General features: G+C 75.3%; 10 protein-coding genes and 1 pseudogene. 7 read left to right on the plus strand and 4 right to left on the minus strand.

What is annotated here, in order from left to right:
* Nucleotides 1-30: 30 nt before the first annotated feature.
* Nucleotides 31-1557: an ATP-dependent DNA ligase gene (locus ACTEI_RS05705; protein ID WP_122976684.1), complete on the plus strand. Its 1527-nt coding sequence runs from the start codon at nt 31-33 to the stop codon at nt 1555-1557.
* A 177-nt stretch (nt 1558-1734) separates the two neighbouring features.
* Here the strand turns inward: ACTEI_RS05705 and ACTEI_RS05710 are convergent, their stop codons facing one another.
* On the minus strand, nt 1735-2202 hold the full coding sequence (locus ACTEI_RS05710; RefSeq protein ID WP_122976685.1) for a hypothetical protein: 468 nt from the start codon (nt 2200-2202) through the stop codon (nt 1735-1737).
* A 271-nt stretch (nt 2203-2473) separates the two neighbouring features.
* Nucleotides 2474-3265: pseudogene (locus tag ACTEI_RS05715) on the minus strand (SURF1 family cytochrome oxidase biogenesis protein); the annotation flags it as partial.
* Between the two features lie 137 nt (nt 3266-3402).
* Here ACTEI_RS05715 and ACTEI_RS05720 point away from each other — a divergent pair.
* On the plus strand, nt 3403-6051 hold the full coding sequence (locus ACTEI_RS05720) for a cobyrinic acid a,c-diamide synthase CobB (RefSeq protein ID WP_239082566.1): 2649 nt from the start codon (nt 3403-3405) through the stop codon (nt 6049-6051).
* A gap of 422 nt (nt 6052-6473) precedes the next feature.
* Nucleotides 6474-7130, plus strand: coding sequence for a TIGR03086 family metal-binding protein (locus ACTEI_RS05725; RefSeq protein ID WP_122976688.1), 657 nt, complete (start codon nt 6474-6476; stop codon nt 7128-7130).
* Between the two features lie 289 nt (nt 7131-7419).
* Here ACTEI_RS05725 and ACTEI_RS05730 read toward each other — a convergent pair whose 3' ends face one another.
* Nucleotides 7420-8370, minus strand: coding sequence for a GlxA family transcriptional regulator (locus tag ACTEI_RS05730; RefSeq protein ID WP_122976689.1), 951 nt, complete (start codon nt 8368-8370; stop codon nt 7420-7422).
* 72 nt (nt 8371-8442) lie between these two features.
* On the opposite strand from ACTEI_RS05730, the gene ACTEI_RS05735 reads away from it, so the two are divergent.
* The gene (locus tag ACTEI_RS05735; RefSeq protein ID WP_122976690.1) at nt 8443-9108 is read left to right on the plus strand and encodes an HD domain-containing protein; all 666 of its coding nucleotides are present in this window, start codon (nt 8443-8445) and stop codon (nt 9106-9108) included.
* A 106-nt stretch (nt 9109-9214) separates the two neighbouring features.
* Here ACTEI_RS05735 and ACTEI_RS05740 read toward each other — a convergent pair whose 3' ends face one another.
* Nucleotides 9215-11359: a transglycosylase domain-containing protein gene (locus tag ACTEI_RS05740; protein WP_122976691.1), complete on the minus strand. Its 2145-nt coding sequence runs from the start codon at nt 11357-11359 to the stop codon at nt 9215-9217.
* A gap of 186 nt (nt 11360-11545) precedes the next feature.
* Between ACTEI_RS05740 and cobC the strand changes: the two genes are divergently transcribed.
* The 3 genes from cobC (at nt 11546) to cobA (ending at nt 14944) form a co-directional block, all read left to right on the plus strand.
* Nucleotides 11546-12598, plus strand: a complete 1053-nt coding sequence (gene cobC, locus ACTEI_RS05745; RefSeq protein ID WP_239082565.1) for an Rv2231c family histidinol phosphate aminotransferase CobC — start codon at nt 11546-11548, stop codon at nt 12596-12598.
* Between the two features lie 47 nt (nt 12599-12645).
* On the plus strand, nt 12646-13647 hold the full coding sequence (gene cobT, locus ACTEI_RS05750; protein WP_239082568.1) for a nicotinate-nucleotide--dimethylbenzimidazole phosphoribosyltransferase: 1002 nt from the start codon (nt 12646-12648) through the stop codon (nt 13645-13647).
* A gap of 88 nt (nt 13648-13735) precedes the next feature.
* Nucleotides 13736-14944 (plus strand): uroporphyrinogen-III C-methyltransferase, encoded by a 1209-nt coding sequence (gene cobA / locus ACTEI_RS05755; protein ID WP_122976694.1) that lies wholly within the window; start codon nt 13736-13738, stop codon nt 14942-14944.
* The last annotated feature ends 27 nt before the right edge of the window (nt 14945-14971 follow it).

The raw sequence follows: 14971 nt of genomic DNA on the forward strand, positions 1-14971 counted from the left end.
TGCACGGATGTGCCTGCCAGGATGAGAGCCATGCGATTTGTGGACATCGCGGCGACGTCGGCCGCCGTCGCGGCGACCGCGGGACGGAAGGCCAAGATCGAGCTGTTGGCCGACGCGCTGCGGCGGCTGGAGCCCACCGAGATCGCGGCCGGCTCCGCGTACCTCGCGGGCGAGCTGCGGCAACGCCAGACCGGGGTGGGATATGCCGGTCTGCGCGACCGGCCCGTCCCGGCCACCGAGCCGACCCTGACCGTCGCCGCGGTCGACGCGGCGATCGCCGAGATCGCCACCGTGGCCGGCGCCGGATCGCAGGCTCGCCGCCGGGAGCTGCTCGGCGCGCTGTTCGGGGCGGCCACCGCCGACGAGCAGCGGTTGCTGGTCGGGCTGTTCGGCGGGGAGCTGCGCCAGGGCGCGCAGGCCGGGCTGCTGGCCGAGGCCATCGCGGTGGCCGCGCAGGTGCCGGTCACCGGCGTACGCCGCGCCCTGCTCCTGTCCGGCGACCTCAAGCAGGTCGCGGTCGCCGCGCTGACCGGCGGCGCCCCCGCGCTCGCCGCGATGCGTCTGCGGGTCGGCACCCCGCTCACCCCGATGCTGGCGCAGAGCGCCCCGGACGTCGGCGCGGCTCTGCTGGCCACCGGCACGCCCGCGGTGGTCGACGCCAAGCTGGACGGCATCCGGATCCAGGTGCACCGTTCCGGTGGCGAGGTGGCCGTCTTCACCCGCAGCCTGGACGACATCACCGCACGGCTGCCCGAGGTGGTCGCGGCGGTCCGGGCGCTGCCGCTGCGCGAGGCGGTGCTCGACGGCGAGGCGATGGCGCTCGACGAGCGGGGCCGGCCCCGCCCGTTCCAGGAGACGTCCAGTCGTGCCGCGACCAGGGGAAAGACCAACCCGCTCGCCCTGGTGCCGTACTTCTTCGACGTTCTCCATCTGGACGGCGCCGACCTGCTCGACGAGCCGGGACGGGTGCGCTGGGCCGCTCTGGCCGACACCCTCCCGGACAGTCTGACCGTCGGGCGGCGGACGGCGGAGACCGAGGAACAGGCCGCCGCCGCGTTCGCCGCCGCCCTGGCCGCCGGGCAGGAGGGGGTCGTCGTCAAGGCCCCCGACGCACCGTACGACGTGGGCCGCCGCGGCTCCGCCTGGGTGAAGGTGAAACCGCGGCACACCCTGGACCTGGTGGTGCTGGCGGTCGAGTGGGGCCACGGGCGGCGCCGGGGCTGGCTGTCCAACCTGCACCTGGGCGCCCGCGATCCGGGGACCGGCGGGTTCGTGATGCTCGGCAAGACGTTCAAGGGGCTCACCGACGAGCTGCTGCGCTGGCAGACCGAGCGGTTCACACAGCTGGCCGTCGAGGACGACGGCTGGGTGGTTCGGGTGCGGCCGGAGCAGGTCGTCGAGGTGGCGTTCGACGGGGTGCAGACGTCGCCGCGGTATCCGGGCGGGGTGGCGCTGCGGTTCGCCCGGGTGCTGCGGTACCGGGAGGACAAGACCGCGGCGGAGGCGGACACCCTCGACGCGGTCCGGGCGATCGGCGCTCGCCCGGATGGCGCGTGACCGGCATCGCCCGGTCGGTGCCTTGACCGATACGGCCCGCCGGCTTCCGCGTGCCGGGCGCCGGGAACCCCGGCCGGGCGTGAGAAAGGCGGGCAGCGCGGCAGGACGGGACCGTGGCGGGCAGCGCGCGGCGGGTGGCGGCAGCGATCAGGGCGGACGCCGGGCAGCGCTGGGGGATTACAGGGCCGCCAGACTCCGTACGTAATTGACCTGCTGGTTGATGGTGACCACGTCGCTCTCGTCGTGGACCGGGATGCGGGCGACGTAGTGCCGGGGGCCGCTGGTGACGGTGACCTGGACGGTGCCCAGCGGCGCCGACTCCTTGACGAGCAGGAGCAGCAGGCTGAGGCCCAGGGTGAAGCAGACCGCCCCGAAACCGATGAGCTTGGCCCACGTCGGGGTCTGTCGCCGGCTCACCCAGAACTCGTTGACCTGCCACTGCGACCCGGCCAGCGGGAAGTCGCCGGCCGGGGTGCTGATCGTGGACGAGGTGATGTCGATCTCGGCAATCTGCACGATGACCGGCCCGGGCGCGGCCGGTGGCGGACCGGCCGGTGCGGATGGCGGAGCGAGGGGGGCCGTCGGCGACGGGCCGGCCGGGGCCGGTGCGGGCACACCCCAGGGTTCGTCCGGCGGGAAGGTCATGCTGGGGACATTAATCCGCGCCGTTCTGCGCCGCGAGGCGCCGGTCCGCCTCCGCCACCCGATCCGCGGAAAGTTCGGTGGCGTGGCGTTGGTCGGCTTCCGCGACGCGGTCGGTCGGCCGTTGGGTGGCGCGGCGTTGGTCGGCTTCCGCGACGCGGTCGGTCGGCCGTTGGGTGGCGCGGCGCCGGTCGGCCTCCTCGACCCGGTCGCGGGGCCGGGACCGGGTCTCGCGGCGCTGGTCGGCGGCCTCCACGCGGTCGCGGGAACGCTCGGCCGGCCGGGCGGCAGCGGTCCGCTCGCCCGCCGGGGCGTTCAGGCCGTGCGCCTCCCGGCGGGCCTGGTAGCCGTAGAGCACCAGCGCCATCACCGCGAACAGCCACCACTGCACCGCGTAGCCGCCGTTCTGCCAGGCGTCCTCGTGCGGGATGGACACCCGCACGAACGCCGGGTCGTTGGCCGGTGTCTGCGAGTTGACCAGCACATACGCCCCGTAGACCGGGAAGGGCAGAGCCTGCGCGATCCGGGGCAGGCTGATCCGGCGGGTGTCCAGGCGGCCGTCGCGTCGCTCGACCGGGGCCGGTCGGCTTTCCGACAGGTGAATCTGCCCGATCACGGTGACCTCGCCGGTCGGGGCGGGCGGAACCCGCGGCGGGGCCAGCGCCCCACCGGCCGCCGGGGGCACCCAGCCACGGTCGATCAGCACCGCGGTCCCATCGGCGAGGATCAGCGGAGTGAGGATCTCGAAGCCGACCTCGCCGGCCACCGTGCGGCCCCGCGCCTGGATCTCGTTCGCCGGGTCGTAGCGGCCGGTCACCGTCACTTTCGTCCAGGCCAGCGACTCGCCGGGGGAGGCCCCCGGGGTGCCCTGGGCGGCCGGGGCGGCCAGCACCGAGGTCAGCGGAACCGCCTGCGCGGAGTCCGCGGCGTCGACCCGGTGATTGATCTCGCTGCGTTCGTGGTACCGGCGCAGCTGCCAGTTGCCGAGCAGCACCATGATCACTGAGGCGACCACGGCCAGGGCGGCGGCGGCCAGCCAGCGGGGGGACAGCAGGAACCGGTACACCCCCCGAGGCTACCCGGCGAGGCGGCAGCCACCGCCGCAGCCGGGTACTGTGCGACTTCCGGCGGCCAATATCACGTGACCGCCGGTCCGCGAAACCCTCGGGGGAGACATTGATCAGCGCCCAGCCCCGTCTGGTCGTGAGCGCGCCGTCGTCCGGCCACGGCAAGACCGCGATAGCCGTCGGGCTGCTCGCCGCGATGGCGGCACGTGGCCTGCCCACGGCGGGTTTCAAGGTCGGCCCCGATCACACCGACGCGGCGTACCTCGGGCTGGCGGCCGGACGCCCGGGCCGCAACCTGGACCCCCGCCTGGTCGGCGCGCAACGCATCGCGCCGCTGTTCGGGCACGGCGCCTCCGGGGCGCAGCTGTCCGTCATCGAGGGCGCGATGGGCCTGTTCGACAGCCTCACCTGGCAGCCGGAGGTCGACGGCACCGCCGCGGTCGCGGCCACGCTGCGCGCGCCGGTGGCGCTGGTGGTGGACGTCGCCGCGATGGGCCACTCGCTCGCCGCGCTGGTGCACGGCTTCCGGATGTTCGACGAGATGGTGCACCTGGGTGGCGTGATCCTGAACCGGGTGGCCTCGCCGCGCCACGAGCAGATGCTGCGCAGCGCCCTGGACGACATCGGCATGCCGGTGCTGGGCGCGCTGCGCCGCGGTGACCTGCCGAACGTGCTGCCCTCCCGGGCACACGGCCTGGTGCCGGTCGCGCACCGTACCGTCGAGGCCGGCCGCGCCGTGCGCCGCCTCGGTGAGGCGGTCGCCCAGGCGCTCGACCTGGACCGGCTGATGGCCCTGGCCACCTCCGCCCCGCCGCTGCCGGGGCCGCTCTGGACGCCGGCCGAGGCGGCCGGCGAGCCGGCCGAGCTGCGCCCGGTCGTTGCGCTCGCGGGTGGTCCGGGTGCTCCTTACACGTACGTGGAAACCGCCGAACTGCTCACCGCCGCCGGCGCCGACGTGGTGGTGGTCGACCCGCTCCGCGACGAGTCGCTGCCGCCGGGCACCCGGGCGCTGATCGTCGGTTCCGGACTGCCCGAGGGGTATGCCGAGGAGCTTTCCGCCAACCACCGGCTCTGCTCCGACGTGGCACGGTTCGCCCGGGACGGGTGGCCGGTGGTCGCCGAGGGGGTGGCGCTGCCCTGGCTCGGCCGTGAGCTCGACGGTCGGCCGATGTGCGGAGTGCTGGACATCACCGGCGTCACCGGGGAGCAGACCGTCGCCGGGTACCGCGAGGCGACCGCGCCGGGCACGTCGGTGCTGGCCCCGGCCGGCGCCCGGATCACCGGGTACAAGCAGCACCGCGCGGTCGTGACGCCGCGGGCCGGCGCCGCGCCCGCGTGGACCTGGTCGGGAGGCAACCCGGAGGGTTTCGTCTGGCGCCAGGTGCACGCCTCACAGCTGGGGCTGCACTGGGCGGCCGCGCCGGAGATCGCCAAGCGCCTGGTCGCGGCCGCGATCACCGGCCCGGGGAAGCCGGGCGGTCATGGCCCGCAGCCGGGCGGTCATGGCCCGCAGGTGGACGGTCACGGCGTGCCGGTCGGCGGTCGCGGGCCGCAGGCCGGCGGGCACGGCTCGCAGAGCGGCGGTCCGACGCCACAGATGCCCGGTGCGCCGGCGCAGCCGGTGCCGATGAGGCCGCCGGTGTCCGTTTCGGCGCAGGGGATGCCCGGCTCGGAGCCGGCTCCGGCGGGGTACTTCGATCCGGAGTTCACCGGCCATCCCGCACCGGAGTTCGCTCCGGCCGGGTATTCCGGACCCGGCCCGGTCGCGGCGGGCGCGCCGGGCGGCGGCCCGGCCGCAGCGCCCAGCTTCGGCGCGGTGCCGGGGGACGGGCGAGGCCCGGGACCGGTGCCGCCCGGGATGCCCGGGTTCGACCGGGTGCCGATGGACGCTCAGGGTTCCGGTGCGGTGCCGGGGTTCGGTGGCGTGCCGATGGACGCTCAGGGTTCCGGTGGGGTGCCGGGGTTCGGTGGCGTGCCGGTGGATGCGCATGGTTCCGGGCCGCTGCCCGGTGGGGCGCCCGGGTTCGACCGGGTGCCGATGGATGCCCCGGGTTCGGGTGGGGTGCCGGGGTTCGGTGGCGTGCCGGCGGATGGGCACGGTCCGGGCCCGCTGCCGCCCGGGATGTCCGGTGGCGGCGCGCGGGTGACCGCGAACGGCCCCACGTCCGGGCCGATGTCCGGCTCCGTCTCCGGTCCGATCCCCGGCGCCGTCTCCGGCCCGCTGCCGGACGAACTGCCGCCCGCCGACCCGGCGCCGACCACCGGCCCGGTGCCCGGGATGTTCCCGCCCGGCGTCCCGGCGCCGGGCATGGGGGCGCCGCACAGCACGGCACACGGTCCGATGGCGTTGCCCGCCGGTCCGGGGCCCGGGCCGGCGTCCGGCAACGGGCCGGTCCACCCGCGCCCGGGTTCCAATATGCCGAACGTGGGCCCGGTTCACGGATCCGCCAACCCCGGCCCGGTGCACGGCCCGCACGGCCCCGGCCCGGCGGGGCGGGCGCACGGCGCAGGCCCGCCGCAGGGACCGCGTGGCGCGGGCCCGGGACAGGCGCCGCACGGCATGGGCCCGGGTCAGGGCCCGCCCGGGCTGGGCCAGGGCTCGCCCGGCGTGGGCGCGGGTCACGGGACACCCGGCGTCGGCCCGGCTGGGCACGCGGTGTCGGGCGCTGGCTCGGCCGGGCACGGGATGCCGGGCGCTGGGCCGGCCGGGTCCGGGACGCCCGGCGCCGGCCCGGGACGGGATGCGGACGACCGCCCGACCTCCGACATCCCGGTGTCCTCCTGAGCGTGGCCGGCGACCGTGGCCGGCTGCCGCGGCAGGCTGACCGTGGCCGGCTGCCGCGGCAGGCTGACCGTGGCCGGCTGCCGCGGCAGGCTGACCGTGGCCGGCTGCCGCGACAGGCCGACCGTGGCCGGCCGCTGCGGCAGGCTGACCGCGGCGGGCTGAGCGTGGCCGGCGGGTGTTGTCCCCGGCGGATGACCGATTGACCGATTCCGGCGGGTACGGCCGTCGCCCGTCGCGTCCGGCCGTCGCCCCTCCGGCACCGCCCGGACGGCTGCGCCGCGCCCGCGCCGCGCCACCCGCCCGGCCAGTGCCCCGGGGCGGCCCATCGGGAGCCGCCCAGCGACCCGGAACGGCGTCCGGCGGTCCGGAACCGTCGTATCCACCTCGTACCGTGGGAGCACGACAACCGAAGGAGGACGACCGTGGCCGCTCGCCTGCCGCTGGATCTGGACCCGCCGGTTCGTCAGCTCAGGGCACTGCTGCTGGGGGTCGACGACCGCGAGCTGATCGCCCCGACGCCCTGTCCCGGCTGGTCCGTGGCGACCCTTCTCGATCATCTGATGAGCCTCGCCGAGGCGTTCACCGAGGCGGCCCGCCGGGGCGCTGACGCGGGTGGTGACCGCCCGCCGCGCCCGCCGTCGGCGGCACACCTGTCGCCGCACTGGCGCAGCCGCCTGCCGGTCCGGCTGGAGGAGCTGGCCACCGCCTGGCACGCCCCGGTCGCCTGGCGCGGTCTGGCCCGGGCCGGCGGGATCACCATGCCGGCTCCCGAGATGGGCGTGGTGGCCGCCAACGAGCTGGTCATGCACGGCTGGGATCTGGCCCGGGCCACCGGCCAGGATTTCGCCGTCGACCCCCGTGTCCTGGCCGCGCTGGTCCCGTTCCTGTCGGCCGCCCCGGCCGAGGGCACCCCGGGTTTCCTCGGCCCGCGGGTGCCGATCGACCCGGAGGAGGACGAGTGGCCCCGCGCGCTGGGTCTGGCCGGCCGCGATCCCGCCTGGCGACCACCCCGCAGCCACGACGTGCCCACCGTCCGCCGGGGGAGCCGGGAGCAGCCACCCGCGGCACGTCGCGCCTGATCGGTCTGCCCACCGGGCGGCGGGCCGCTGTGAACGGCGACGGGCGGACGGGCCCGGAATCGGGTCTGCGGCGCGCGGGAAGGGGCGACGACTAGCGGCCATGATCACCGCCGGAACCGATGCCACCGTACGGTCGGCTCGCTGGTCCTTCCTTGGACAACGCTCGGCTCCCGCACGGCGGGTCTGGTGGCTCCGGGGTCCGGGCTGGGCGTCTGGCGCGAGCATCCTCACCGCTGCCGAGGTTCCGGTGTCGGCCGCGGGAAACCCCTCCGGTGGCCGACCCGGGCGGTCAGGACACGTCGGCCGTGGTCCGGAAGGCGCGACGATAGGCGCTCGGGGTGGTCCCGACCAGATTGCGGAAATGGACCCGGAGATTGATGGCGCTGCCCAGACCGGTGCTGTCGGCGATCTGCCCGATACTGAGGGTGCTGCTCTCCAGCAGTTCGCGGGCGCGGTCGATGCGCGCGTGCAACAGCCACTGCAACGGGGTGTGCCCGGTTTCGGCGACGAAGCGGCGGGCGAAGGTGCGCGGCGCCATGGCGGCGTGGCGGGCCAGTTCGGGCACGCTGACGGGGCGGTCGAGGTGGGCCAGCGCCCAGGCGCGGACGCCGGACAGCGCGGCGTCGTCGTCGGCGGCGACCGGCGACGCGATGAACTGGGCCTGGCCGCCGTCCCGGTGGGGCGCGGCGACCACGTTGCGGGCGACCCGGTTGGCTGCCGCGGCGCCGTGGTCGCGCCGCACCAGGTACAGGCACAGGTCGATGCCGGCGGAGACGCCGGCGGAGGTGAGCAGTTGCCCCTCGTCGACGTAGAGCACGTGCGGGTCGACGGTGATCCGGGGATATCGTCGCGCCAGCTCGGCGGCCCGGCTCCAGTGCGTGGTGGCCCGCCGTCCGTCCAGGAGCCCGGCGGCGGCGAGGGCGAAGGCCCCGGAGCAGATGGAGACCACCCGGCCGCCGCGGGCGTGCACCTGCGTGATCGTGTCGAGCACCTGGTCCGGCAGGTCGCCGCCCGCGCCGGTGTAGCCGGGGACGATCAGCGTGTCGGCGCGGCGGGCGTCGTCGAGCGTCCCGGGCACCCGGATCGAGAAGCCGGTCGTGGTGGCGACCTCCGGATCTCGGCCGCAGACGGTCAACCGGTACGGCAGATCCGGCTGCTCGCCGAAGATGCCGGCCGGAATGCTGAGGTCCAGGGGTACCACCCGGTCCAGCGCGAGCACCGCGACAGCATGTGTGACCATGGCAGGATCCTATCGAAGAGGGGCTTTCCAGCCACTCACCGTCGGGCCGCCGGTCCGGCCACGATGATTGCCATGACGACTCACCACCCCGTACCGGGGCAGGCCTCCGGCGTGCTCCTGCTGCCCGGCACCGAGCTGGCCACCGCGGCGCTCGCCCTCGTCGGCGACGCGGAATGCGCCGCGGTCGCCAACCACAGCGTCCGCAGCTACCTGTTCGCCCGGCTGCTCGCCGACCACCTCCAGGCCGTGCCGGGCGGTGACTACGACCCGGAACTGCTCTTCCTGGCGTGCGTGCTGCATGACATCGGCCTGTCCGAGCACGGCAACCGCCATCAGCGCTTCGAGGTGGACGGGGCGGACGTCGCCGCCGAGTTCCTGACCGCTCGCGGCCTGCCCGCCGCCGAGGTCGACGCGGTGTGGGAGGCCATCGCCCTGCACACCTCGCCGGGCATCGCCGAGCGCCGCGGTCTGCTGTGCCAGCTGGTCCGGCGCGGGGTGGGCGTGGACATCGGGTTCGACGCCGGATTCGTCGCCGAGGCGGACGCCGACCGGATCCACGCCGCCTACCCGCGGCTGGAGATGACCCGGTCGCTGGTCGATGTGATCGTGGGGCAGGCGCGGGAACGGCCGGAGAAGGCCCCCGCGTACTCGCTCGCCTGGCAGATGCTGCGCGAACGTGGCGCCGGGCATGTCACCGCCCTGGAGGCCGCGGCCACCGGGTCGCGCTGGGGCAGCTGAGGCACGCCGGATGCGAACGGGGCACGATGCCGGCGAAGCGCCCCGGGGCCGCCGCGGCAAGCCGTGACGGCCCCGGCCGGTGTCGCGGGTCAGCAGCCCTAGCCGGTCACCGGACGAGCTTGGCCGAGGGCGGGGTGAAGCCCAGTTCCGGTTGGTCCTCAAGGGCGTCCCGCAGGGTCTGTGCCACGGTGTACTTGGAGATCCTCGACCGGCCGGCCCCGACGTAGTGCTCCGGATTGTCCGGGTCGGCCACGAACGCGGACGCGGCCAGCTGCGGGGTGAAGCCGCTGAACCAGGCGGTCCGGTTGTTGTCGGTCGTGCCGCTCTTGCCGGCGACCGGGCGGCCGACGGTGGCGTACACCATCGGCGACGTGCCGCCGCCCCCGCACCCGCCGCGCGCCGCGCCGTACCCGGTCACGCAGCGCGCCGCGTCCGTCGCGGCCCGCGCGACGTTCCGGCTGAGCACCCGGTGGCAGCGGGGCGCGGCGACGAGCTTGCCCCGGTACGTCGCGTCGCTCCCGTCCGGCCTGCGGATCGCCAGGACGGGCAGCGGCTGACAGTACCGGCCCTCGGCGGCGACCGTCGCGAACACGTTGGCCATCTCCACCGGGGTGGCGTCGCTGACCCCGAGGGTGAACGCGCCCCATCCGGAGGCGTGTTCCGGCGTGGCCAGCTTCCGGTCCACCGGGGTACGCCACCTCAGTCCGAGCTTCTCGGCCATGGCGACCGCCTTCTCCGCGCCCACCCGCTGCTCGAGCTGCACGAAGTAGGTGTTCACCGACTTGCCGAACCCGCTCCACATGGTGTGTGTGCCGGTCATCGTCGGGCTGGAGTTCTTCGGGCACCAGTGCACGCCGCAGGTGGCCGGCCCGGGTGCGGTGATGTACTTCGAGACGTAGCGCTGCGGCGCGTAGAACGACGTGGAGAGCGGCATCCCGGCGTCCAGGGCGGCCAGCAGCGTGAAGATCTTGAAGGTGGAGCCGGCCTGGTACCCGGCCATCTCGCCGCCGCCGAGCAGCGGGTTCACCGTGTTCGGGTAGTTGCCGCGCACGTCGTCGCGCTGGGCCCGGTCGCTGTGCTTGCCGTTGTTCTCCTGCTGCAGCGAGTACCGCCGGTTCACCGCCATGCTGACGATCCGCCCGGTGCCCGGCTGGATCACCACCTGGCCGTGGGCGAACGGGCTCCTGCGCCGCTCCTTGTCCAGCACGTGTCTCATCGCGGCCGCCTGGATCCGCGGGTCGAGGGAGGTGACCACCCGGTAGCCGCCGCGGCGCAGGTTCTCCTCGCGCTCCTGGACGGTCCGGCCGAAGGCCGGCTGCTCGCGCCACCAGCTCTTGAAGTAGTCGCAGAAGAAGCCCCAGTCGTTGTGCTCGGCGGGGACCGAGACGCAGTCGTTGGGCGGGGCGCTCAACCGCAGCGCGATCCTGGACCGCTTGGCGGTCGCCGCCTGCGCCGGGGTGATCGTGCCCATCTTGAGCATCTGGTCGATCACGTAGTTGCGCCGCTCCCAGGCCGCCGCCTGGTCGCGGGTCGCCGGGTCGAACGCGGAGGGCGCCTTGACCAGGCCGGCCAGCAGCGCCGCCTCGGTCAGGGTGAGTTCCTTGGGAGGTTTCGAGAAGAACACCTCGGACGCGGCGTAGATGCCGTACGCGCGGTGGCCGTAGTAGGCGGTGTTCAGGTACCGCTCCAGGATCTGCTGCTTGCTGAGCCGCTGTTCGACCTCGACGGCCAGCCGCATCTCGCGTATTTTCCGGGCGGCGGTCTGCTCGGTGGCCTCCAGCGCCTCCCTCGGGGTGCGGGCGTTGTCGCGCAGCGTCATCCGGACGTACTGCATGGTGAGCGTGGAAGCGCCCTGGGACACCCCGCCGGCCTGCTGGTTGGCCACGAAGGCGCGGGCCACCCCCTTGGCGTCGACCCCGTGGTGCTCGTAGAAGCGGGTGTCCTCGGAGGCCACGATGGCCTGGGTGATGTACGGCGACATGTCCTTGAGCGCGACCTGCCGCCGGTACTCCTCGTAGAACATGGTCAGCAGGGTCTTGCCGTCGCGGGCGTAGATGTAGGTGGTCTGCGCCGCGGGCGCTTCGGCGAGTCGTTCCGGCATGTTCTCCAGCGCGTCGCTGCCGGCCTTGACACCCATCCCGGCCAGGGCGGTGAAGGGATAGGAGAGGCCGGCGACGACCAGGCCCGCGATGAGGCCGGCGCGGATCAGGAGGGCGACTCTTCCGGCTACGGTGAGGTGTCGGTCAGTCACTCTTCGAAGGTAGGACAGACGGCTTCACGTTCTCCGGGAACCACTGAAGTGAGACATTTCCGCGATAGCGGGGGTAAGCCGGCGGGAGTCCGCAAAACCTGGCAGTGAGCCGGGTGGCCGCCCGCGCCGGGGCGTCGGCGAGGGCGCGGAGCGCGGCGTGCCCGGCGCGTGCGGCATGCTGACCCCATGACGTTCGACCTCGATCATCACGGCGACGCCGAGGTGGGGGCGGGCCTGATCGATCTCGCGGTCAACGTGCGGCACCAGGCGATGCCCGCGTGGCTGGCCGAGCCGATCGCCGCCTCGCTCGGCGGTCTCTCCGCCTACCCCGACGCCACGGCCCCGACCGCCGCGGTCGCCGCGCGGCATCGCCGCGACCCGGCGGAGGTGCTGCTCACCGCGGGCGCCGCGCAGGCGTTCGTGCTGCTCGCGCAGGCGCTGCGCGGGGCCCGCCGCCCGGTGGTGGTGCACCCGCAGTTCACCGAGCCGGAGGCCGCGCTGCGCAACGCCGGGCACCGGGTGGACCGGGTGCTGCTGACCGAGGCGGACGGGTTCCGGCTGGACCCGGCCCGGGTGCCCGACGACGCCGACCTGGTGTTCGTCGGCAACCCCACGAATCCCACCTCGGTGCTGCACCCGGCGCGGGACCTGGCGAAGCTGGCCCGCCCCGGCCGGGTGCTGGTGATCGACGAGGCGTTCGCGGACACGACGTACCGGGACGGGTGTCCCGGCGAACCGGAGTCGCTGGCCGAGCGCCGCGACCTGCCCGGCCTGGTCGTCCTGCGCAGCCTGACCAAGACCTGGGGCCTGGCCGGCCTGCGGATCGGCTACCTGCTCGCCCCGGCCGAGCTGGTGCCGCGGCTGGCCGCCGCGCAGCCGCTCTGGGCGGTCTCGACGCCGGCGCTCGCCGCGGCGACCGCCTGCGCGTCGCCGGTCGCGGTCGCCGCGGAACGCGCCATCGCGGCGGCGCTCGCCACCGAGCGCGCCCACCTGGTGGAACGCCTGCGGCACGTGCCGAGCGTCACGGTTGTCGGCGACCCGGCGTCCGCGTTCGTCCCGGTACGCCTCGCCGGCGCCGATCAGGTGCGGATCGAGCTGCGTAAACGGGGCTACGCGGTACGCCGTGGCGACACCTTCCCGGGCCTGGGCCCCGACTGGCTCCGGATTGCGGTGCGCGACACTGCCACCACGGACGGATTCGTGCAGACTCTGCGAGACGTGATCGAGGAGCGACCGTGACCCTGGAGACCACCCTGGCGGCCATCCGCCCGGCCGACGAGCAGGCCATGGCGGCCGCCCGCGAGTTGCAGGCCCGGCTGACCAAGCCGGCCGGCTCGCTGGGCTCGCTGGAGGAGCTGTCGGTGCGCCTGGCCGGCCTGGCCGGGGTCTGCCCGCCCCCGCTGCCCGCCCCGGCGACCGTCGCCGTCTTCGCCGGCGACCACGGGGTGCACGCGCAGGGCGTCTCCCCGTGGCCGCAGGAGGTCACCGCGCAGATGGTGGCGAACTTCGTGGCCGGCGGCGCGGTGGTGAACGCGTTCGCCCGGCAGGCCGGCGCGGACGTCATGGTGATCGACGCCGGGGTGGCGATCCCGCTGCACGGCGGCCCCACCCTGCTGGACGCGAACATCCGCCGCGGCACCCGGGACATGACCGCCGAGCCGGCGCTCACCCGCGAGGAGGCCCGGGCCGCGATCGAGGTGGGCATCGCGGTCGCCGGGCAGCTCGTCTCGTCCGGCGCGAAGTGCCTGCTCACCGGCGACATGGGGATCGCCAACACGACTCCCGCGGCGGCGCTCACCGCGGTCTTCACCGGCGCCGACCCGGCCACCGTGACCGGGCGGGGCACCGGCATCGACGACGCCATGCTGGCCCACAAGACCGCGGTGATCGCCGCGGCGCTGGCCCGGCACGCCCCGGATCCGGCGGACCCGCTGGGCGTGCTCGCCACGGTCGGTGGCCTGGAGCACGCCGCGCTGACCGGGTTCATCCTGGGCGCCGCCGCCAACCGGGTGCCGGTGATCGTGGACGGCGTGATCGCCGCCTCGGCCGCGCTGGCCGCCGCCGCGTTCGCCCCGGCCGCGGTCGCCGCGATGGTCGCCGGGCACCGCTCGGCCGAGCCGGGCGCCACCGTCGCGCTCGCCCACCTGGGCCTGGAGCCGCTGCTCGATCTCGGGATGCGCCTGGGCGAGGGCAGCGGCGCGGTGCTGGCGCTGCCGATCGTCTCGGCCGCGGTCCGGGTGCTGCATGAGGTGGCCACCTTCGACTCGGCCGGCGTGTCGGAGAAGTGAGCGCGGGCGGGCCGGAGAAGTGAACGCGAGCGGCTCGGCCGGATGAGCGCGAGCGTGTCGGACAGATGAGCGCGGGAGTGACGCAGATATGAGCCTCTACCCCTTGGCCCTCCGCCTGGAGGGCCGCCGTGTGCTGGTGGTCGGCGGCGGCTCGGTGGCCACCCGGCGGGTGCCCGCGCTGATCGCGGCCGGCGCCCGGGTGGACATCGTCTCGCCCGAGCTGACGCCGGCGCTGCGGGCCCACGTGGACGCCGGCCGGGCGAGCTGGACGCCACGGCGCTTCGTGCCCGGCGACGTGGCGGGCGCCTGGCTGGTGCACGTCGCGGTCGACGATCCGGAGGCGGCGGCGCAGGTCAGCGTCGCCGCGGACGAGGCGCGCGTCTTCTGCGTACGGGCCGACGACCGCGACGCCGCGACCGCGTGGACGCCCGCGGTGACCCGGCACGGCCAGGTGACCGTGGCGGTGACCGACGGTGGCGACCGGCGCCGCGCGATGGCGGTCCGTGACCTGGTGGCGCACGCGCTGGAGGCCGCGCCCCCGGCGTCGCCGGAGTTCTCCGGCGTCGCGCTGGTCGGCGCCGGCCCCGGCGACCCGGAGCTGATCACGGTGAAGGGGCGCCGGCTGCTGGCCGCCGCCGACGTGGTGGTCGCCGACCGGCTGGTCCCCGGGATGCTGCTCGGCGAGCTGCGCCCGGAGGTGGAGCTGATCGACGCCGCCAAGATCCCGTACGGGCCGTCGGCCGCGCAGGAGGAGATCAACCGGATCCTGGTCGACCGCGCCCTGCGGGGCAGGTTCGTGGTCCGGCTCAAGGGCGGCGACAACTTCGTCTTCGGCCGCGGCGGCGAGGAGGCGCTGGCCTGTGCCCGGGCCGGCGTCCCGGTCGTGGTCGTGCCCGGGGTGACCAGCTCGATCGCGGCGCCCGCGCTGGCCGGCATCCCGGTCACCCATCGCGGGGTGGCGCACGAGTTCACCGTGGTCTCCGGGCACATCCCGCCGGACCACGCGGACTCGCTGGTCGACTGGCCGGCGCTGGCCCGGCTGCGGGGCACGCTGGTGGTGCTGATGGGGCTGAAGAACCTGCCGAAGATCGCGGAACGGCTGATCGCCGAAGGGCGGGCCGCGACGACGCCGGTCGCGGTGGTCCAGGAGGGCTCCACGGCGCATCAGCGGTCGCTGCGCGGCACCCTGGGCACGGTGGCCGAGCAGGTGTCGGCGGCCGGGATCCGCCCGCCGGCGGTGGTGGTGATCGGTGACGTGGTCACGGTCGGCGAGGGGTTCGCGCCGGCCGGGGGCTGAGCCGGCCCCGGCGGATGTCGCCGCGCG

Origin of the sequence: Actinoplanes teichomyceticus ATCC 31121 (assembly GCF_003711105.1) — a bacterium.
GTDB lineage: Bacteria > Actinomycetota > Actinomycetes > Mycobacteriales > Micromonosporaceae > Actinoplanes > Actinoplanes teichomyceticus.

Bases quoted from the DNA above. Each gene is read 5' to 3' on its own strand.
- cobA (WP_122976694.1), top strand. From the start codon at position 13,736: ATGAGCCTCTACCCCTTGGCCCTCCGCCTGGAGGGCCGCCGTGTGCTG.
- ACTEI_RS05710 (WP_122976685.1), bottom strand. From the start codon at position 2,202: ATGACCTTCCCGCCGGACGAACCCTGGGGTGTGCCCGCACCGGCCCCG.
- ACTEI_RS05705 (WP_122976684.1), top strand. From the start codon at position 31: ATGCGATTTGTGGACATCGCGGCGACGTCGGCCGCCGTCGCGGCGACC.
- ACTEI_RS05730 (WP_122976689.1), bottom strand. From the start codon at position 8,370: ATGGTCACACATGCTGTCGCGGTGCTCGCGCTGGACCGGGTGGTACCC.
- cobT (WP_239082568.1), top strand. From the start codon at position 12,646: ATGGCGGCCGCCCGCGAGTTGCAGGCCCGGCTGACCAAGCCGGCCGGC.
- ACTEI_RS05735 (WP_122976690.1), top strand. From the start codon at position 8,443: ATGACGACTCACCACCCCGTACCGGGGCAGGCCTCCGGCGTGCTCCTG.
- cobC (WP_239082565.1), top strand. From the start codon at position 11,546: ATGACGTTCGACCTCGATCATCACGGCGACGCCGAGGTGGGGGCGGGC.